The sequence below is a fragment of the Schinkia azotoformans LMG 9581 genome, from assembly GCF_000307855.1.
In the GTDB taxonomy this organism is placed as follows: Bacteria; Bacillota; Bacilli; order Bacillales; family Bacillaceae_J; genus Schinkia; species Schinkia azotoformans.
In genome coordinates this window covers 139,021-159,486 of sequence record NZ_AJLR01000146.1, presented here as the reverse complement: position 1 = coordinate 159,486, position 20,466 = coordinate 139,021, and the positions used below count along the sequence as shown (strand labels likewise).

The following is a 20,466-nucleotide window of genomic DNA, read 5'->3' as shown; positions in this document are numbered from 1 at the left end:
ATTCCCCCTTACAAACTATTAATTTTACAATCTGTAGAAAGTAAGTTTATCTTCATCAATTTCAATGCCACTGCCAATAGATTCATTTAAATATAAATGACCATCTTTGACCTTAGGCAAGTCTAAAACTATGGATTCTTTAAATATCGTAAAAAAGCTTAGTTCAGCTGGATAGTTCACTACATTTAACCCAAGAGCAATATGTGCACTTTGCATAGTACCAATCGCCGTTTCGCCTTGCGTTCCAATTAGGACATCGATTCCAAATAATTGAATTAATGTCATCACTTTTCGGCTTTCAGTTACACCAGTTCTTGCTGGTTTTAGGCTGACCATGTCAATCGTGTCTGCCTGCAATTCACGTAATACGTCTTTTGCGGAAAAAACACTTTCGTCTCCAAGAATACTAACTTCTGGAGAAGCGGATAAAAAACGATTTTTACTAAAATTTCTTACATAGGCATTCGAAGATAATGGTTCCTCAATGATAGAAATTCCATACTCATTTAATTCCCGGATTATTTTTCCTGCAGCTGATAATGAATAACCTTGATTTGCATCAATGTAAAGGAATACTTTCTCACCAAGATTTTTTCTAATAATTTTAACCATTTCCACATCTTTTACTGGGTCAATTCCACCTTTTAGTTTAAAGCTTTTAAAACCTTGCTCATATTTTTCAACCACTTGATCGACCATTTTTTCTGGTGTATCTAAGTTAACCATCCATGTTAGTAAAATACTTCTGTACTCTCCACCCAAATAATGATATAAAGGCTGTTCTGCTTTTCTTGCTTGTATATCGTAAAGAGCCATATCAATAGCACCTTTTGCCGTGAAATTACCCGGAAATTTATTTATTTCTAATTGAATAGAATGAATTGAAAACGGACTTTTATTTAAAAGAATAGGTTCAAACCAATCTTTGATTGCTTTTATAATTGATATTTGTGATTCGCCATAAATTGTTGGTCTTGGAATTGCCTCGGCATATCCTTTTATCCCTTCATCCGTATGGATAATGATGAGAACATGGTCAGCAGCATCAGCTTGACCTGTTGCCCATTTCAAGGTTTTACCATAAGGAATTTTAAAAGGTATAGCTTCCACTTCTATAATTTTCATCATTACACCTCTTTATTTTTCAGAATGCGGGTCTAGCAAATCACGCAGCCCGTCACCAATTAGGTTGAAACTAAAAACTGCTAAAACCATAAACAATCCTGGAAGTATTGAAATCCATGGAGCAAATAATAAATAATCAATACCATCATTCAATATACTTCCCCAAGAAGCAGCAGGCGGCTGCACGCCTAAACCTAAAAACCCTAATGCGGCTTCCAGTTGGATAGCAACAGCAAGTCCGACAGTAAACTGAACAGTTACCGGTACGATTGAATTTCTTAAGACGTGAACAAACATGATATATGTATCGTTCATTCCTAAAGATCTGGCCGCTTCAACATATTCCCTTTCTTTTTCCTTAACAACACTGCCCCGCATCGTTCTATAAAAAACAGGGATGAATACGATTGCAATTGCTATGATTACATTTTTAACACTTGGCCCTAAAATACCGGCAATAAAAATACCAAGTATTTGTGAAGGAAAGCTATATAAAACATCAATGATTCTACCAATCACGTTATCTAAAATGCCGCCAAAGTACCCGGAAATTAACCCCAAGGTTCCTCCTACTATCATTGCGAGCATCATCGCACCAACTGAAATACCAAGTGATACTCTGGTTCCCCAAATAACCCTTGACAGTATATCTCTTCCAATATGATCTGTACCAAACGGATGCTCTAAGGATGGGGCTAACATTCGTAGGGTACTATTTGTTTGAATTGTTATATCCTTGGCAAAAAAAAGAGTAGGGAAAAGAGTAAAAATAAAGAAAATAAAAATGAAGAAGCTTCCAACTACAAGTGTTTTATGTTTGATTAAAGTTCTCAACCAATTTGGGATCATACTTTTCTTATTTTCAATTCTTTTACTTTTATTTAGTTCTACTTCTAACATGCTCACATTTCTCCCCCCTTATTAGTCATACCGAATCCTTGGATCAACAAATTTGTAAATAAGATCAATCATCGTATTGATGATTAAAACAATGATTGTTACGAATAAAATACCGCCAATTACAATAGGGAAATCACGTTGTACTAGACTATTGAAAATTAATTGGCCAACCCCCGGTAAACTAAACACCACCTCAACAACGACTACGCCACCAAGAATTTGTCCCATTTCCAAACCAATAGCTGTTATAACCGATATCCAAATGTTTTTTAACGCATGACCAAATATAACTGCTGTCTCAGTAATTCCTTTAGATCTTGCTGTTCGGATAAAGTCCTGTCCAAGTGTTTCTAATAAGGAGGATCGAGTCATCCTCATAACCACGGCACTGCTTGCTATACCAAGGGCTATAGCTGGCAATATCATTATTTGAAGGTTTTGAGATAAAGACTCCCATGGATATTGATATACAACTGGTGGTGCCCACGGGAAAAATAGTGAAAATATTAAAATTAGTAATGTACCTTGAAAGAAGACAGGTATCGAAACACCTGCTAATGATAGGACTCGTAAAATGTTGTCAATAATACCGTATGGCTTTAGAGCTGCAAGTATACCAAAAGGCATACCAATGATTACACTTACGATGACAGCAAATACCGCCATTTCACCAGTGATTATAAATGCATTTAACAGGGTAGGAAGGATTGGGTCACCAGAACGCCACGAAACACCTAAATCACCAACTATTACCCCACTAATCCAATTCCAATATTGAACATAAAATGGTTCATTTAATCCAAAAAATTCCTCTAATTTTTTTTGAGCTTCTGGATTATTTCCTTCAATCCCCAACATCTGTTCCACAACGGATCCTGGTATTAATTCCATTAGTAAAAATACAAGCAAGCTAACTCCAATAATAGTAGGAATCATTGATAGAATTCTTTTAACAACATATACACCCATAAAGGATTCACTCCCTTCTTCAATGTCAGTTAAATTAAGATGTAAGTATCAAAAAATAGATACTTACATCTTTGTTGTATTATCATCGTGGCAATGATGTTTTTGTGGTATGACTATCACATTAATGTCACTGTACCATGTTATTTTTGGACTTTAGCGCAAGTTAATCCATACCACCAACCAGATGGATGATGTATATAGTCAATAACATGTTTTTGAGAAACTACGATACTATCAGGTGAGAATAACGGAATACTTGGTACTTCTGTAGCCATTAAATGCTGGAATGAGTTATAAATCTCTTGTCTTGCTTCTTGTTGTGTTTCTACTCTTGCCTGATCTAATAATTTTGAACCTTCTTCATTATTCCATCGTCTCCAATCACCGCCTTCAGGCTTCGCTCTAAAGTGGCGATAGTATAATAGGTCTGGATCTGTAAATCCTCCCCATTCGTTAAACGTATTTGGTGAGTTATAATTACTCCAGTCCTTGATCCAAACACCTAAATCTACTGTTTCAATATCTACTGTTATACCAATTTCACTTAGATTAGATGCAATAACCTCTGCAGCAGGTCTCATCCAAGCAAAACTGCTAATGATACGAAGAGGCATATTAAATCCATCAGCATAACCAGCCTCTGCTAATAATTTCTTAGCACCTTCTACATCCCTTGTCTGATTTTCCAAACCACTAACAGGTACAACCCAATCACTGAACGCAGGCGGCATTGCTCCAATGACTGATCCAACACCATCTGTTGCCGCAATCATTACTTCTTCCTTATCAATACCTTTTAAGATAGCTTGTCTTACGCGAGGATCATTAAAAGGCTCTACATTGTTTGCAAAATCCAAAGTTGTCCATCTTAATGCTGGATGCCTTTCAACATTCAACTTCGGGTTATCTTTTATCATTGTATAGAACTTTGAATCTGTTAATAATGCTGCATCAATTTGACCTGAACGAATTCCCGCTAATAAACTATTTTCATCTGGAACTATTTGAATTGTAATCTTATCTAAGAATCCTCTTTCATCGCTCCAATATTGATCAAATTTCTCAAGAACCATACTATTATTTGGCGTCCATTTAACTAATTTAAAAGGTCCTGTTCCAACAGCTTCATTCTTTAGATCACCGTTATCATATGTCCCTTTTGGAACAACAGCACCATACCGACCGCCTAAAGCAGCTAACAAACTAGCATATGGTGTCTTTAAGGTAAATTTCACAGTTGTGTCATCAACGATTTCAATACTATCTACAGCAGTAAAATCACCAGCTCCACCAGTACCAAATGACTCATCTAAAAATAATTCATAACTATATTTCACATCCTCTGCAGTCATCTTCGCACCATTATGGAAATAGACATCATCACGTAATGTAAAAGTGTAAACCTTACCGTCTTCACTAATTTCCCATTTACCAGCCAATCTAGGTTGAACTTGCATTTTTTCGTCAACCCATGTTAATCCTTCATACATTAATACTGTACGTCTAGAACGTTCATCGGCTGCTTCTAGAAATGGATCTAAACTCGGGGTCTCGGTCACAGTACCAAAGATTATTTCACCGCCATTAGTAGTTGGTGTCTCTGCCTCTCCTGAAGGTTCAGAAGAATTTGATGATACATTTTCTACTGGTTTGTTACTGCTACATCCAGCAAAAACCATTACAACTAAAAATAAAACGCTTAACTTTTTAAACCAACTCTTCATTAATCAGTTCCCCTTCTTTCTTAATAGAGTATATATTTGTCAAAATCTTGATGCTATTTTTAAAAAGCTAATACAGTACCTTCTGCAGCGTATTTATTTATTAATTCAGTGTTTAGGGTAACTCCTAATCCAGAACCTTCACTCACTTCTATAAAACCATTTCTAACTATTATGTTCTCATTAATAATCCCAGTACGAAGTGGGTTTTTACTAGTATCATATTCAAATAGAATAGGTGCCGGCTCATTCATTGTATGTGGATGGATTGGAAGGTAAGCCATAAACTGTGTGGCTGCAGCAACTCCAACTGCTGTTCCCCATACATGGGCAGAAACATTTAAGTTATAGGTTTGAGCTAAGGTTGTTATGGCGAGTGCTTCTGTAAAACCACCGCATTTACTTAAATCAGGTTGTACAAAATCAATTAATCCTCTTTCAATGTAGTTTCTAAAACCATACCTGGTAAACAAGGCTTCACCTGATGCTAATGGGATGGAAGTCTGTTCTTTTAAATATCGAAATCCTTCGATGTCTTCTGGTGATACTGGCTCCTCATACCAATGAATATCATATTCTTCTATCAATCTCGCACTTTTATATGCACTATCTCGCTTGTAATTTCCATTTGCATCTACTAGAATAAGTACACCTTCACCGGTTATCTGACGAGTAAGTTTAACTCTTTCACGGTCAGATTCAGGGCTTTTTCCTATTTTAATTTTTACTGCCTTAAAACCTAACTCCATGGCATTTTCAATTTGGTCTGAAAGCTCTTTTAATGATGACGTTTCACTTAAATATCCGGTAGATGCATAGGCCATAATCTTGTTTCGCGATTGTCCTCCTAATAATTTGGAAACAGACTGATTGCAAGCTTTACCAATTATGTCCCACAACGCTAAATCAATACCGCTCAAAGCAGCTATATGTAATCCTCCATGGCCGAGGTGATAAAGAGAATCCATACACTTTTTGAAAAGAATATCTCTGTCGAACGGATCTTGACCTATATATAAGGATGAAACTTGTTTAATATGTTCTAAAGAAGGAGTACCTCCCCCCCATGTTTCCCCAAATCCTACTATTCCTTCATCCGTTTTTACAATAATAATGGTAGAGCCACGGGATGACACTAAACCTCTTGACATTCCATAAGGGTATTCTACATCGTACTTTAAATTAAATGCCTCTATTTCTGTAATTTTCATATTATTCAATCTCCCTTGAATATTCGATCTATTCAACTCAAAAAAATACTATAACTTTTCTATTTGATCATTAAGATGGAGCTTCATTAATAATTGCGCTTTTTCTTTATTTCTATTTACTATTGCACTTAAGATTTCTTCATGAATCCAAATATATTCCTTTATCGCTTTCTCATCTTTGTAGATTTTATCAGAAAGATTCTCCATCATTGCTTCCCAAAAGTCTTGATCCATTAAAGAAAAAATTAACTCCATTGTTTTCTCCAAAACTGTATTATTTGTTGCTTTTGCAATGGCTAAATGAAATTCCATATCCGCATCTTTTGGATCTTTTCCCAAACTTAATAATAATTTTTGTTTTTCCAATGCTTTTAGCATATTTTTAATATCTTGTTCAGTACGATTTTCTGCAGCTAAAGCAACCGCTTTCACTTCAATTGGTTCCCTTACTTCCAATATATCGATAGGGCTTTGGTCACTCAGCGTACTTGCAAGTGCCTTAAAAGCATTTTTTTTAGTTGGGATAACTTCATTTACAAATGTCCCTGCTCCTGTCTTGGTAGTAATTATATTTGCTGATTGAAGAGCGCTTAAAGCCTCTCGAAGGGGTCCCCTACTAACGCCCATTTTTTCGGCTAACTCTCTTTCAGAAGGCAAGCGTTCACCCGGCTTATATTCTCCAGTTTTTATTAATTCAATTATTTGTTGAGATACCTTAAAGGCAAGACGATTATGCTGAATAGACACAATCTCCATATTGTCTACCCCTTTCTCTGCTAATCTATAAAACTGTATTACCAATTTTATTTTTAGTTCCTTAACCTGTATTACCAATTTATTATATTTTGGAAACGCTGTCAATATTTTTTGTAGATTTATTTCAAAAATACACCTTAAATTCTACTAATTTTTTAATTTTCGTCCTTTTTATTGTTACTAAAATTTATATTAATACACTCGAAAGGATTTTTTATAATCGGTATTACCAGTTTTACTAATTTATCTGTAAAGTAGTCATACCAATTTTTATTTTATTATTGGGGAATCTTATACCCCAAAAAAGCCACCATCTGGTTTATACCTAGATGGTGGCTTAATAGTAACTTAATAATCTTACGCTAATCGCATTTTAAAATCTTGATAGTTAAATTGATGTACAACTCGGCAGTCACCGTTTTTATCTTGAACGGCAATGGTTGGTAATGGCATTCCGTTAAATGTTGTGTTTTTAACCATTGTATAAATTGCCATGTCGCCAAAAACAAGGCGTTCTCCACCTTCTAATGGCTGATCGAAGGAATAGTCTCCAATGGTATCACCTGAAAGACATGTTTGTCCACCAAGGCGATAGGTGTATGGCTTTTCACCTGGTTCCCCTGAGTCGATTAATGGCGGGCGATATGGCATCTCAAGAACATCCGGCATATGACAAGATGCTGATGTGTCTAGGATCGCAATATCCATCCCATTTTTCAAAGTATCTAGTACAGTCGTTACAAGATACCCAGCATTTAAAGCAACTGCTTCACCCGGCTCAAGGTACACATGCAAGCCGTATTTATCCTGCATCCGCTTGATGCATTCTTCTAATAATGCAATATCATAGTCTTCTCTTGTAATGTGGTGTCCACCACCGAAGTTAATCCATTCCATTTTTGAAAGATAAGGGCCAAACTTTTCTTCGACAGCATCAAGGGTTTTCGCTAAGTCATCAGAGTTTTGCTGGCAAAGTGTATGGAAGTGAAACCCTGATATACCTTCCAATTGCTCCGGACGAAAATGCTCAATCGTTACACCGAAGCGCGAACCCACTGCACATGGGTTATAAATATCATGTCCAACCTGGGTTGAGCATTCCGGGTTGATGCGCAGGCCGATTTTTTTTCCAGCCTTCAGAACTTTATCACGAAATTTTTCAACCTGTGAAAAGGAATTGAAAATAATATGATCGCAATAAGAGATAATTTCATCTATTTCATCTTCACGGTAAGCAGGGGCAAAGACATGATTTTCTTTGCCCATTTCTTCATACCCAAGCTTAGCCTCATATAGGCCGCTTGCTGCTGTACCGCTTAAATATCTTCCAATTAGTGGATACATCGTATACATTGAAAATGCCTTTTGTGCCAAAATAATCTTAGCCCCTGTACGCTCCATGACCCCGTTCAAGATTTTAAGATTCTTTTCGAGCAAGTTCTCATCTACTACATAGCATGGTGTCGGTAATTCTTCAAAACGCATCTTATCCTACTAACTCCACTTCTTTAGATTTCTTAGAATCCCCTGATTCTTCTGGAAGTGCATCCACAAGAACTGGGTTAAAGTCTTCCTTCCAAGGGAGTCCCCAAACATTTAATGCTTCCATGAATGGATCTGGGTCAAATTCTTCAATATTGTATACGCCTGGCTTATTCCACTTACCAGTCAAAATCATCATGGCACCAATCATCGCAGGAACACCAGTAGTATAAGAAATAGCCTGTGAACCTACCTCTTTGTAGCATTCTTGATGATCACAAACATTATATACGTAATAAGTTTTATCTACTCCATCTTTTTTACCTTTAAAGATACAGCCAATATTTGTTTTTCCAACTGTTCTTGGACCAAGTGAAGCTGGGTCAGGTAATACTGCTTTCAAGAACTGAAGCGGAATAATTTGCTTTCCTTCATATTCAATCGGCTCAATGGAAGTCATGCCTACATTTTCAAGACATTTTAGATGTGTTAAATAGCTTTGGCCAAATGTCATGAAGAAACGGATTCGCTTGAGTCCAGGCATGTTTTGTGCAAGTGATTCAAGCTCTTCGTGATATAACAAATACATATCTTTTTCGCCAACTTCATCGAAGTTGTATACGCGCTTGATTTCCATTGGTTTTGTTTCAATCCATTCGCCGTTTTCCCAGTATCTTCCGTTCGCAGAAACTTCACGGATGTTGATTTCAGGGTTGAAATTTGTAGCAAATGGATAGCCATGATCACCGCCGTTGCAGTCTAGGATATCAATGTATTCAATTTCATCAAAATAATGCTTAAGAGCATAAGCGGAAAATACACCTGTTACACCTGGGTCGAAGCCGCTGCCTAATAGTGCAGTAATACCAGCTTTTTCAAAACGCTCGCGGTATTCCCATTGCCACTTATATTCAAACTTCGCAGTATCTTCTGGCTCATAGTTTGCAGTATCCATATAGTGTGTTTTTGTGGCAAGACAAGCATCCATAATAGTTAAATCTTGATATGGCAATGCTAAATTCATAACGATATCTGGTTTTACTTCATTAATTAATGCGATTAGCTCATCAACATTATTTGCATCAACTTGGGCAGTTGTAATTTTTGTTTTTCCACCATCTAATTTCGCTTTTAATTCATCACATTTAGATTTAGTACGGCTCGCGATACAAATTTCTTCAAATACCTCGCTGTTTTGAACACATTTGTGAATTGATACAGCAGCAACTCCGCCACAACCAATAATAAGTGCTTTTCCCATTTTTCCGCTCTCCCTTATAATAGATTTTTATTTTCAACAACTAAAAAATACCAAACAAAAAAAGCAAGTGTATAACCGCATTTTTCGCGCGCACACTTGCTTTTGATATCATCATAAATATGAAGATTAGCTTAAACTTAAAACAAAAAAGCACAACAGTTTAAGCCAGCCATAAAATTCTAGCAATCTTATGGAAAAGCTCTTCAATATTCAAAATATATCATTTAGGCTCAGAGTCTATATAGCAAATAATCGCCTTTACCACTCTTATTGACCGTTTCACAAGTTGTGTGCACTATGCACTGGTTGTAAAGTAACCAACTTATAAAATTTGAGCTTTTAACTCAATCAATAAGGTAACCTAAGTTACCAATCGGCATTTGACCCGGCTGTCCGTATGGCCTTAACTTTTCTTTAAAAAAGTGGTCAAAATTATCTGCTTGGAAAGACTCATAATTTTGAATATCCGCTTTCCATTACTAATAACTCCATTATAGTATCAACAATCAAAAAAAATATCAATAAAAAAATCAAAAAAAATAATTAAAATTCTTGGAAACTTGTCGAAAAAACACAAAATCCCCAAAAAGGTTATATTTACAGGTCTATATCAACAAAAGCCATTTCCTCTTCGACTTCTTCGATATCCCTCATTTGATGGGCAATTCTTGATGCTGCACATGCGCATATGCTGGCCACTAGATCATCTAGGAATGTGTGGACGCCTCCTCCACCTTTTGTGTCCAACTTTTTGATAATACCTATCTTATTTTTATCTAAATAGCCATACGTCGTAACAGCGATACTTCCATATGTGAGTACTGCTCCTAAACCTATGGTTTCGTCAATTCCGAATAGACCTTCATCGCTCTCTACAATCGATTGCAAGGGTTCGGATAACTGCCCTCTCTCAGCAAGACGGTCCAATTCAATACCAACAAGAATCGCATGTTGAATTTCACGCTTTCTTAAAACCCGCTCAACTGAAAAAACACAATCCTCTAGCGTTAAACCACCGTTAAATGGCCTTTGCATTTCATATACTATTTCTGCAATATCTAAAACGGTCACACCACGTTCTTCGAGTAGATTTTTTGTCGCTTCTTGCACATCTCGGCTATGTACCCTTTTTGTCATTGTTACTTTATCCCCTCTCCGATTTTTAAATACATTATAACATGTCTTTTTTTGTACTATAGGAATGTTTATAATATTATTGATTATAGTATAAGAAAAAGGGCCTTTAGGTCATACCTTTGGGTACATCGTAATTTGCCATTATGGGCAAATCACGTGTTTTTCTTATCGTTTGTGTTAAATTTCTTGAACTTTTGTTATAATATTACAGTATAAAATTTTGTTTTAGGAGGAACTACCTTATGAAATATGGTATTGTTATTTTCCCATCCAAAAAGCTTCAAGACTATGCAAATTCTTTTCGAAAACGGTACGATCCTCACATCTCTTTCATTCCTCCCCATGTAACTCTTGTGAATCCATTTGATTCGACGGAAGAAGAAATAAAGAGAATCATCCAAAATCTTAATAATATTGCTTTAAATTCATCACCTTTCACCCTTGAGGTCTACAAAGCCAAAACCTTTCATCCGGTAGCCAACAAAATTTTCCTAGCTATTAAAAAGGATGAAGAGTTATTAAACCTTCACGGTAAACTTAATGCTCATGTATTTTCCAATAAAGAAAAAACAGAAAGCTTCGTTCCCCACATCACAATTGGACAAAAACTTTCAAACCCTGAACATTCTGATATAGTGGGACAGCTTACAATGATGGACGTTGCCCATTCCGAGGTCGTGGACCGTTTCCATTTGTTGTATCAATTAAATAACGACCAATGGACAACGTATGAGACATTCCATCTTGGAAAGTGACCACTAGACTGTCTTTTTTGTAAGTAAAAAATATAAGTTATGCGTATATTTGTCTAGTTCCAGCGCCCAGCGACTAGTAAACTTCGCCCACCTCACTACGTTCGTCGTGGTTCTTTTATCTCAGTCGATGTGCTCCAGTTTATACGTCGCTAAACGGGCCGCTTATGCTTTTCTTATTAGCCGATTTTAGTACCATTTGGGGTCTCTACATCCGGTTTCAGAAGAATAACATCCCCTTTTTCCGGTATGCCGCCAAGCACTAACACTTCAGAACTAAAGCTGGCAATCCGTCTTGGTGGAAAGTTAACAACGCCCACTACTTGACGACCTACCAAGGTTTCAGGTTCGTATCGTTTCGTAATTTGCGCACTTGTTTGTTTAATTCCAATTTCTTCGCCAAAATCGATTTCCATTTTGATTGCAGGAATCTTGGCCTCCGGGAAGGGCTCCGCTTTTAATACTGTACCAATTCGTAAATCCAACTTCAAAAAATCATCAAACGTTGCCATCTTTTTTACCTCTTTCACTTTTTGAATATAATTGTACCGCAACATAAAATCAAATGCACCTTATGTATTTGTGCCCAGATTTTTTAGGCCCACAGGATGTGGGTCACAAAGACGTTGCCACAGGAAGTGGCGTTCTTAGTCTTTGATCTTAACTCGAAAAACTACCTTTGAAAATCACAAGGCTCGCCGGAGGCTTAACTTTATTCAGTAGGGATTTAACCTATATTAAATTGAATACAGGATTAAATTCCTTCCACCAATTATGGAAATAGGGGACTCATACTGAATAAAGTTAAATGCAAAAAAATCCCCCGCCAAATATAGAGTAAGCAAGGGATTTTTCATATTAATAACTCTTTTTTAGACTGTTTCATTAAAGTGCTTTCCTTTTCCTGTAATCTCGGATTTTTTTCTAGCCTTGGCCTCCTCGTATTTATCCTCATAATCTGTTTTTCCTTTAAGTTTGGCCCGCATTGTAACTTTTTCCACAGGTTTTACTACAAATGGTGGTCCATCTTTTCGAATAATCCGATTTGTGTATTGTGTAGATTGCTCATTGTTTATTGGTAATATATAGCCCACAACCGCCACCTCCTGAAGATTTCTTTTAAAAATAGACTATCGAATCGAAATGCTTCCTTGTTCATCAATTCTGGCTACAATGTTTGTCATATCCTTTGTAAACTTATATACTCTTTTTCCGATCTGGATGGTTGTTTCAGAGAACACATTTTTTATCGTAATAATTTGGTCATGAGGAACACAGATTAATGTCGGAGTGCCACCTTTGCTGCCTGCTTCCTCAAGCCTTGCACCGAGTCCCGCAAAAAGTCTGCCCCCACGAACAAAACCCTTCACTTCGATCAAACCCTTGGCAAAGATTGTACAATTATAACAACCCTGTTTATTAATAAATACATCACCAGAGGAATAAATAGTACTGTTTATCGCTGATGGCATTTGAACAAATACACCGATTTCAGTTTCGAAATTCGATGGTTCTAGAAGTTGATTCATAGTTTCAACTTGTTGTTCAAACTCACCTGATATTTCAATTCTTTCACTATTTCCAACTAGGATTTCACTTGCTATTACATTACTATAATGTGTGATTGATTGCCCCGCTTTTATTTTTGCCTCACTAGTCGTACCCCTAATTTCAACTGATCCATTAGCGACCACTTCCATATGATTTTCTACATTACCACTTATGACAATATCTCCGTTGAATCTAAGATTACCAGATTCAAGACCAACATCACCCCGATGTTCAAGCTTAGGGAGGACAGTTATAATGGCAGTGTTTCCTCGCATTTGCACAGATGGTCTCCCCATTGAAGTAGCCAAAATTTGATGATCGCTAATCTTTACTCCTCTTCCTGCTTTCACAACTAGCGGTTGTACCGGCTTCGGCACTATTACTTCACCTGTAACGCCCTTTCCTGCTAAACCCTCGATTGGATCATGAATAATCGCAATGGTTGTACTAGCCTCAATCGATGGAATATCCACCCCTTCCCGGAAGTCAATCGAGCCGTCCTTTCGTTCTTTAAAGCTTTTACCTTCCTTGACATCAACCAGATACTCTAACCAGCCATTCTTTCCTTCAACAGGGCTTTCCCCTTTAGCGATAATAAATTCACCATTGGTCTCTGCTTTGCAGGCTGCATCAATTTGTTCTTCCTGAATTCCCGTCGTAATTCCAAGTCTCATTAACCTTTTATGAATTTCTTCAGCTGTTAAAGTTAAATTCGGAATTACAGTTTTTATTGCTTCTAGTTTTATCTCACGTGCTGGCTTTTGATCCCGCAGCTTATAAAAAGTTTTTGTACCTGGTTCAACTTTTAAAGTAGCCGTTAACCTATCCTTAGTCATTTCAATCTTCCATTTTGTCTCGATTTCCTCGTTCTTAAAATTAACTTTTACTTGATCACTCTCTGAAATCGTACACTTGTCTTTCATTAACTCATTATTTTTATATAACAGAATCGTAGGCGGGACATGGACCATTAATTTTTCCTTCTCACCGGTAGAATCAATGCAATGGATAACTCCGGATTCAACCCACACTTTTCCTTTTTGAAGTGGCAAATCCTTTGGCTTAGGCGTAGCTTTTCTTTCTATTCGAACTTCCGCTTCCTTTGATCCTATTTTTAAAAACCCTTTTCTGCCTTCATTTAAGACTTCAATGTTTACTTCTTCTTTTGTAAGGCCTAAATAGGCTAATCCATTGGCAATTGCTTCCTCAACTGTTTTCCCTGTAAAAACATTAAGTGTACTCACCACGATCACCTCCCTGTTAAATATAAAACTCAGAATCTTCTTATTAATATTATAACATTAAAAAGGACCCTTTTTCGGAGTCCTTTCACAAACTAGGCATTATTTCTTTTCTTTCTCGAACCACAGCCGCAACCGCCCGTCTTTCTTTGTGATGTTGACTTATTTCTTGTAGTAGCCGTTGATCTAGATGTTGATCTTTTTGTAGTATTAGAGGTATAATTTTTCTTCATTATAATATAACCTCCTTGTTTAAGAGTTGGTAATATTATAAATTATTCAGCGAAATGGTGGTTTGTCACGGCTAGTTTATAATTTTCAAAAGAATCGCTTCTAAAAATGAGGCACAGCTTGCGATTGAGAGAATTAGTATTATAGGAGAAAAGTAATCAGGTACAGTTAAATAGCCAGTATACATTATTGCTGCACACCATACACCAGTACACCAATAACAGCTTAACAGTTCCCCCATAAACCTCCTCATACCAGTTCCTTTAATCTCAATATAGGTTTCAATTGTTCCGTCCTCTAATGTCTCCTCATACTCATGAATAAACGGTTTTCTTAAAAATTGAGTGATCTTATCAAATACAAATAATCGTGTTAAACGAAAAGTCGCGAAGCATAACAAAATAAACTCTAAAATACTATCAATCATAGCAAGCTCCTTAGGCAAATTTCTTAATATGATATTCATCTGCCTGTTGGAAAGTGCTTTTACGCTTTGGCTTTATCATAGATTCTTTTTAAAACAAGGGCCTCTGCCCAAAGCGGCAACCCTTTATTAATATTGTCTTTCCAATCCTCAGCTGAGATAAGGCCTTCCTCATAAAGCCAATCGATGGCTATCCTTTTCCATTGGTCAGCATTATCATAGGAATTCGGGTTAAGCTCCATTATCTTCCGATTTTTGACTTCATTTAAAAACCAGCCCCTAGTGATACCGGTTCCCGGACATGTTTTGGCGGAATGTTCACGATGAAAAACAATATCATTTGTCGACAAATTAAATTTCAATAGTAAAACTCTAACTGCTGCGATAATCGCATCTAACTGCTCCCCTTCAAGTGTTTCTTCACCTTGATCAAAATTTCCAATCATTTCAAACATAATTCCGCCACGATTATACCCAGTAATTCCAGCCGGGTCCTTCTCCAAAGATCGTCCGTCCCATATAAGCCCATCTGGTGCTACAGTAAAATGCTGACCAATGTCCTGCCATCCCCTTGTTTCTGTATGGTACCTCCACATACTAGCGATTGTAGATTCACCTTTGTAATCTGATTTCCTTGGTTCCCATGTATGATGAATTTGGATATGGTTGATTTTCCGCTTTAAATCCAAGGTATGAATAAAGGATTGAAATTGAGTAATCATGTAAGGCTTAAAATTTCTTGCCATTATTTTTGACCTCCCTCCTCCCGCTGAATAAGGTTAAATAAACGTTGGTATACCGCTGCTTGAGCCCATAATGGCAACGGATCTTCAATTTTTTTCTTCCAAGCCTCATCTGATAATAACCCTTCCTCAAATAACCAATCGACCGCTTGCTTTTTCCATTCTGCTGTACCACTTGGATAACCCATTTTTTCAGCCATTTTATCGCCTCTTTTCTAATTTGCTTAAAGTCCCTTTCATAGTATAGATATATGATTTAGAGTAAAAAGTGATATTTTACTTTATGTATTCGTAATAAAGTCGGAAATGTAGCGAATCATTTTTTTCCACATATATTAATCAAAAAGGAAAGTTGTAAATATGAGGAGCAATGATTATTCTAAACATTCATTTTGTACCAATAAGTGTTCATGCTGCCGATGTCACGGACAAATTTGTCCTCCTATTTGGTTGATCGATTTTCTTGAGGAAATTCAAAAAAGTAAAAATTCCCCCTTAAAAGTGGAAACCTTTCAATACTATACAATTTCTGATGGAGAAAAAAAGGTTTATACAGATGACGATGAACTTCTATATTACGGAAAAGTAGGCATTAAAGATCCTAATGACATTTCTTTTACGAATTTATTTATTAATGGTATACTGCAACCACCTGCCATTTTTTCCTTTCAAAAAGGAATACTTACTTTAAATTCCATTGATCCGCCGCTAGAAGGTACACCCATTATTGTGCAATTTATAAAAATCGTTAATTAAAAATAAGTACGTAAAAAAGTCAATTTTTCATCCGGTTCGGATGAAAAATTGACTTTTTCCCTTCTAAAATTTCTAAGTTGTAATTGTTGTGGTTGAAGATGATTGTGGATCATAATTTACTACCTCTAACACAATCGGTGTTTGTGCCTCAATCGGATCTGAGCCTGCTGGTACAGTAATCTCAAGTTGCCCTGTGCCAGCTCCCCCGGCTGTATATGCAAGTGTGTCACTCATCTGTAGTACTCCATTGATCTCCACTTTGAAATAACTATTATCTGCTGCAAGAGCAGGTAATGTAGTGACAGCTGCTCCTGTATCATCTTCAAAACTACCAACCGCTATTGTTAATGTGCTCCCCGCTGCTATTTGTGCAGTTGTTTCGTAAAAAAACTTTGAAACAGTTGGTCTGGCAGTGGTAGTTGTTGTGGTTGCAGCAGAAGCAAAAAGCTTTACAATTCTAAGAGCCATGTTCTCACCTCTTTTTATGAATTTAATACAGTATATGCTTACTTAATTTCAAGTAATAGTTATAGAGCCTTAATATTATAAAATGATACAGTTATCACTATTGTTTTTTTGAAAGTCCTAGGTTACTTTTAACAATTTTTCAATTAATACAATAAATGTTATCAATTAACCTATACAGATCATGCTTCCTTTTAATAAGATGTAACATCATTATTGAAAGGAGACTTGCTATGGGCAAAAAAAAGAAACATTGCCATGATTCAATTTGTCAATATCTATCTCACTATATGTCTAGTGAAGTGACATTGACTCTTGAATCTGGTCAGATTGTATCTGGAGAATTGGTTAAAATTAAAGAAAATGGATTAATAGTATTACAAGAAACAAATATCATTAGCCCATTTATCGAAGATTTAACAACAATTGTTAGATGTAGAGATGTTGTTATTGCTACTATACAAACTGAACCCTAATACAAGCGGAAGGTGGAACTTTTTTGTTTTTTTCACCTTCCATCAACGACCCTTCATGAACCAGAACTAAAACTATTTCTATTGAATAGGATGTTTGTAACATGAAATTTTTATTGATTTCTTCAGGTTATTTAGGAATATATCCGTATTTAGAACAATCCATTTCTGATGCACTTTTAGCCCATAATGTTTCTATAAAAATGATAACTCCAAATTATAATCTAGATACCCTCGAACAAATCGAAAGCTTTCAACCAGACTTTGTACTTGCTTTTGCAGGCTACAATCTTCAACAGAAGTTACTTCAATTTTTAAAACAAAAAAAATTTACTTTAGGCATTTGGTTTACAGAGGATCCTTTTTATATTGATGAGTCCATTCGTTTAGCAGAAGAGTTTCAATATATTTTTACTATTGACTTAGGAGCTTACGAATACTATAGAAAAAAATACAACTCGAAGAAAATACTTCACCTTCCATTAGGGACCGACCAGTCCATATATCATCCCACTACATCACAAAAGGATTATCTTTTCGATTTATGTCTAATTGGTTATCCATATCCTGAAAGAATTCAACTTGCCAATTACATTTTAGAGCAAACACCATATAAGTTTGTTCTTGGTGGGCCTTTATGGCGAAGGTTTATTAATAGTCAAAATCATCAGAGATTATTTGTAATTAATAAATGGATTGAGCCCAAGAAGGTTAACCAACTATACTGTTCATCAAAAATCATTTTAAATTCCCATAGGTCTCCTTATTTTTACAAAAATAAAAATACCCTTGGTATAGAAAGTAAAAGCATCAACGTTCGCACTTTTGATGTTGCTGCAAGCGGTGGATTTCAACTACTTTCAGCAAAACCAGATACAGTATTACACTTTGATTTGGGAAAAGAAATCATTTGTTATTCAACAGATGAAGAATGCCTAAAACTCATTCAACAATTTTTAAATAATGATCAAGAAAGGACTAACATTAGTAAAAAAGCAATGGAAAAAGCCCTGAATTGTCATACCTTTTTTCATAGAGTCGAAAACATTATAAATTCATTAAGTTAAAAGAAAGGAAGTGGAAATATTGCCTTATTTTAATGGTAAAACCATTCTCGTCACTGGCGGTACTGGCTCATTTGGAAAAAAATTTGTTCGCAAGATTTTAGAAACCGAGATTAAAAAGGTCATTGTCTTTAGCCGCGATGAATTAAAACAATTTGAAATGTCGCAGGAGTTTACCGATAAAAGAATCCGTTTTTTTATTGGAGATGTTCGTGACAAAGATCGATTATTACGTGCATTTGAAGGTGTTGATATTGTTGTACATGCGGCAGCATTAAAACAAGTTGGAGTTTGTGAGTATAATCCAATTGAAGCCATCAAAACGAATGTATTGGGTGCTCAAAATATTATTGAAGCAGCGATTGAACGTGAAGTAGAAAAAGTTATCGCATTAAGTACCGATAAAGCTGCATACCCAGTGAATCTATATGGAGCAACAAAATTAGTTTCAGATAAATTATTTGTTTCGGCAAATGCATACAGCGGAATGAAGAAAACAAGGTTTGCTGTGGTACGGTACGGAAATGTGATGGGCAGCCGTGGTAGTGTTGTACCATTTTTCAATAAAGTGAAAGAAACCGGAAAAATTCCGATTACTGATGAAAAAATGACCCGCTTCTGGATTACCCTAAATCAGGGTGTACAGTTTGTTATGGATAATCTAGTAAGAATGAAGGGCGGGGAAATATTTATACCGAAGATTCCAAGTATAAAAGTAATTGATTTAGCCACGGCCATTGCCCCCGATTGTAAAATAGAGATTGTCGGTATTCGTCCTGGAGAAAAATTGCATGAAACGATGATTACTGAAGATGATGCCCGTCATTCATTAGATTGTGGAGGCTATTATATCATTCTGCCAGAAATTAAGTGGTGGAATTCAATAGATGGAAACGAAGGGACTAAATTACCTAATGGTTTTAGCTATGTAAGTAATACTAATAGTCAGTGGCTCACTGTTGATGAGATACGGCTCTTAATAAAAGAAAATAATCTTTAAATAAATTAGGGAAAGGAGGCATATAGTGAATCAAGAACCAATTAGGGATTCATTTCTTTCTTATGGCAAACAATGGATTGACGAGGAGGACATTAAAGCTGTTACCGCCGTTTTAGAAGGTGACTATCTTACAACAGGTCCCTATATTTCAAATTTTGAAGAAGCTATTGCCCATTATGTCGGCACAAAATATGCGGTTAGTTTTGCCAATGGTACGGCTGCCCTGCATGCAGCCTGTTTTGCAGCCGGAATTTCCGAAGGAGATGAAGTCATTACCAGCCCACTGACTTTTGCAGCGAGTGCAAACTGCGTTCTGTATCAAGGAGGCACTCCTATATTTGCCGATGTTGATGAAAAGACCTACAATATTGCCCCGGAAGAAATCGAAAAAAAGATTACAACTAAAACAAAGGCCATTATTCCCGTCCATTTCACAGGTCAGCCCGCAGATCTAGATGAAATCACAGCCATTGCCAAAAAATATAATCTAATAGTAATTGAAGATGCAGCGCATGCACTTGGTGCTTCCTATCAAGGAAAGAGGATTGGCTCTATTAGCGACATGACCATGTTCAGCTTTCACCCAGTCAAACATATTACAACTGGTGAAGGTGGAATGATAACCACTAGCAATAAAGATTACTACGAGAAGCTTCTTCAATTCCGTTCTCACGGAATTACACGAGATCCTAGTAAATTAACAGAAAATCATGGTCCATGGTATTATGAAATGCAGTTTCTAGGGCTTAATTATCGTCTGACTGATATTCAAGCAGCCCTTGGACTTAGTCAATTAAAAAAAATTAACAGATTTTTAAATCTCAGAAAAAAATATAGCTCCATGTATGACGAAGCATTTAAAGACATCTCTTCCATAACCGCCCCTTATCAAGACAAGAATGGCTGCTCTAGTTGGCATTTGTATGTAATTCGTCTTGACCTGGAAACATTGTCTAAGACAAGAAATGAGATTTTCAATGCATTTCATCAAGAAAATATTGGGGTTAATGTGCACTATATTCCTGTACACTTATTTCCTTATTACCAAAAACTTGGTTATAAGCGAGGAATTTGTCCAAAAGCTGAAAAACTGTATCAAGAGATCATTACTCTCCCTCTCTTCCCTGCAATGACTGAAAAAGACGTCGAGGATGTTATTAACGCCACAAAAAAAATTATCAATCTTAGTAAAAAAACATAAGGA

Annotated in this window: 22 protein-coding genes; 6 read left to right on the top strand and 16 right to left on the bottom strand. The window is 36.3% G+C overall.

Annotated elements, in window-relative coordinates:
- Window positions 1-24: 24 nt before the first annotated feature.
- From BAZO_RS17010 to BAZO_RS16970, 9 genes are all read right to left on the bottom strand, one after another.
- The gene (locus BAZO_RS17010; RefSeq protein WP_004432033.1) at window positions 25-1,125 is read right to left on the bottom strand and encodes a mandelate racemase/muconate lactonizing enzyme family protein; all 1,101 of its coding nucleotides are present in this window, start codon (window positions 1,123-1,125) and stop codon (window positions 25-27) included.
- Window positions 1,126-1,137: 12 nt separating this feature from the next.
- Window positions 1,138-2,025, bottom strand: a complete 888-nt coding sequence (locus BAZO_RS17005; RefSeq protein WP_004432031.1) for an ABC transporter permease — start codon at window positions 2,023-2,025, stop codon at window positions 1,138-1,140.
- A gap of 21 nt (window positions 2,026-2,046) precedes the next feature.
- Window positions 2,047-2,994, bottom strand: coding sequence for an ABC transporter permease (locus BAZO_RS17000; RefSeq protein WP_004432030.1), 948 nt, complete (start codon window positions 2,992-2,994; stop codon window positions 2,047-2,049).
- Window positions 2,995-3,134: 140 nt separating this feature from the next.
- Window positions 3,135-4,718, bottom strand: a complete 1,584-nt coding sequence (locus BAZO_RS16995) for an ABC transporter substrate-binding protein (protein WP_004432028.1) — start codon at window positions 4,716-4,718, stop codon at window positions 3,135-3,137.
- 59 nt (window positions 4,719-4,777) lie between these two features.
- Complete coding sequence (locus BAZO_RS16990; protein ID WP_004432026.1) at window positions 4,778-5,926, bottom strand: mandelate racemase/muconate lactonizing enzyme family protein; 1,149 nt, start codon at window positions 5,924-5,926, stop codon at window positions 4,778-4,780.
- 48 nt (window positions 5,927-5,974) lie between these two features.
- Window positions 5,975-6,682: a FadR/GntR family transcriptional regulator gene (locus BAZO_RS16985; RefSeq protein ID WP_004432024.1), complete on the bottom strand. Its 708-nt coding sequence runs from the start codon at window positions 6,680-6,682 to the stop codon at window positions 5,975-5,977.
- Window positions 6,683-7,039: 357 nt separating this feature from the next.
- Window positions 7,040-8,167: a carboxynorspermidine decarboxylase gene (gene nspC / locus BAZO_RS16980; RefSeq protein ID WP_004432020.1), complete on the bottom strand. Its 1,128-nt coding sequence runs from the start codon at window positions 8,165-8,167 to the stop codon at window positions 7,040-7,042.
- Window position 8,168: 1 nt separating this feature from the next.
- Window positions 8,169-9,425 carry a saccharopine dehydrogenase family protein gene (locus BAZO_RS16975; RefSeq protein ID WP_004432018.1) on the bottom strand — a complete coding sequence of 419 codons (1,257 nt, stop codon included), beginning with the start codon at window positions 9,423-9,425 and terminating at the stop codon, window positions 8,169-8,171.
- Window positions 9,426-10,022: 597 nt separating this feature from the next.
- Entirely contained in the window at window positions 10,023-10,562 is a 540-nt protein-coding gene (locus BAZO_RS16970) for a phosphatidylglycerophosphatase A family protein (RefSeq protein WP_004432016.1), read from the bottom strand.
- A gap of 242 nt (window positions 10,563-10,804) precedes the next feature.
- Between BAZO_RS16970 and BAZO_RS16965 the strand changes: the two genes are divergently transcribed.
- A complete protein-coding gene (locus BAZO_RS16965; protein WP_004432014.1) occupies window positions 10,805-11,317 on the top strand; it encodes a 2'-5' RNA ligase family protein in 513 nt (170 codons plus the stop codon).
- 176 nt (window positions 11,318-11,493) lie between these two features.
- Here BAZO_RS16965 and csaA read toward each other — a convergent pair whose 3' ends face one another.
- The 6 genes from csaA to BAZO_RS16935 all read right to left on the bottom strand — a co-directional run bounded on the left by csaA (window position 11,494) and on the right by BAZO_RS16935 (window position 15,704).
- Window positions 11,494-11,826, bottom strand: a complete 333-nt coding sequence (gene csaA / locus BAZO_RS16960; protein WP_004432013.1) for a chaperone CsaA — start codon at window positions 11,824-11,826, stop codon at window positions 11,494-11,496.
- Window positions 11,827-12,186: 360 nt separating this feature from the next.
- Window positions 12,187-12,408 carry a hypothetical protein gene (locus BAZO_RS16955; protein ID WP_004432011.1) on the bottom strand — a complete coding sequence of 74 codons (222 nt, stop codon included), beginning with the start codon at window positions 12,406-12,408 and terminating at the stop codon, window positions 12,187-12,189.
- Between the two features lie 36 nt (window positions 12,409-12,444).
- Window positions 12,445-14,109 carry a flagellar assembly protein A gene (locus BAZO_RS16950; RefSeq protein ID WP_004432009.1) on the bottom strand — a complete coding sequence of 555 codons (1,665 nt, stop codon included), beginning with the start codon at window positions 14,107-14,109 and terminating at the stop codon, window positions 12,445-12,447.
- A 301-nt stretch (window positions 14,110-14,410) separates the two neighbouring features.
- Window positions 14,411-14,764, bottom strand: coding sequence for a DUF1360 domain-containing protein (locus BAZO_RS16945; protein WP_004432008.1), 354 nt, complete (start codon window positions 14,762-14,764; stop codon window positions 14,411-14,413).
- Window positions 14,765-14,823: 59 nt separating this feature from the next.
- A complete protein-coding gene (locus tag BAZO_RS16940) occupies window positions 14,824-15,507 on the bottom strand; it encodes a peptidoglycan recognition protein family protein (RefSeq protein WP_004432006.1) in 684 nt (227 codons plus the stop codon).
- Window positions 15,507-15,704 (bottom strand): hypothetical protein, encoded by a 198-nt coding sequence (locus BAZO_RS16935; protein WP_004432003.1) that lies wholly within the window; start codon window positions 15,702-15,704, stop codon window positions 15,507-15,509. The genes BAZO_RS16940 and BAZO_RS16935 overlap by 1 nt, the downstream gene beginning before the upstream one ends.
- 160 nt (window positions 15,705-15,864) lie before the next feature.
- On the opposite strand from BAZO_RS16935, the gene BAZO_RS16930 reads away from it, so the two are divergent.
- Window positions 15,865-16,260, top strand: a complete 396-nt coding sequence (locus BAZO_RS16930) for a DUF4183 domain-containing protein (RefSeq protein ID WP_152551242.1) — start codon at window positions 15,865-15,867, stop codon at window positions 16,258-16,260.
- Between the two features lie 72 nt (window positions 16,261-16,332).
- Here the strand turns inward: BAZO_RS16930 and BAZO_RS16925 are convergent, their stop codons facing one another.
- On the bottom strand, window positions 16,333-16,728 hold the full coding sequence (locus tag BAZO_RS16925; protein ID WP_004431999.1) for a DUF4183 domain-containing protein: 396 nt from the start codon (window positions 16,726-16,728) through the stop codon (window positions 16,333-16,335).
- Between the two features lie 230 nt (window positions 16,729-16,958).
- Here BAZO_RS16925 and BAZO_RS16920 point away from each other — a divergent pair, with 230 nt between their 5' ends.
- From BAZO_RS16920 to pseC, 4 genes are all read left to right on the top strand, one after another.
- Complete coding sequence (locus BAZO_RS16920; protein WP_004431997.1) at window positions 16,959-17,201, top strand: hypothetical protein; 243 nt, start codon at window positions 16,959-16,961, stop codon at window positions 17,199-17,201.
- Between the two features lie 101 nt (window positions 17,202-17,302).
- Window positions 17,303-18,265, top strand: coding sequence for a CgeB family protein (locus tag BAZO_RS16915; RefSeq protein WP_004431995.1), 963 nt, complete (start codon window positions 17,303-17,305; stop codon window positions 18,263-18,265).
- A gap of 19 nt (window positions 18,266-18,284) precedes the next feature.
- Window positions 18,285-19,262, top strand: coding sequence for a UDP-N-acetylglucosamine 4,6-dehydratase (inverting) (gene pseB, locus BAZO_RS16910; RefSeq protein ID WP_004431993.1), 978 nt, complete (start codon window positions 18,285-18,287; stop codon window positions 19,260-19,262).
- Between the two features lie 25 nt (window positions 19,263-19,287).
- Entirely contained in the window at window positions 19,288-20,463 is a 1,176-nt protein-coding gene (gene pseC, locus BAZO_RS16905) for a UDP-4-amino-4,6-dideoxy-N-acetyl-beta-L-altrosamine transaminase (protein ID WP_004431979.1), read from the top strand.
- Window positions 20,464-20,466 lie beyond the last annotated feature (3 nt).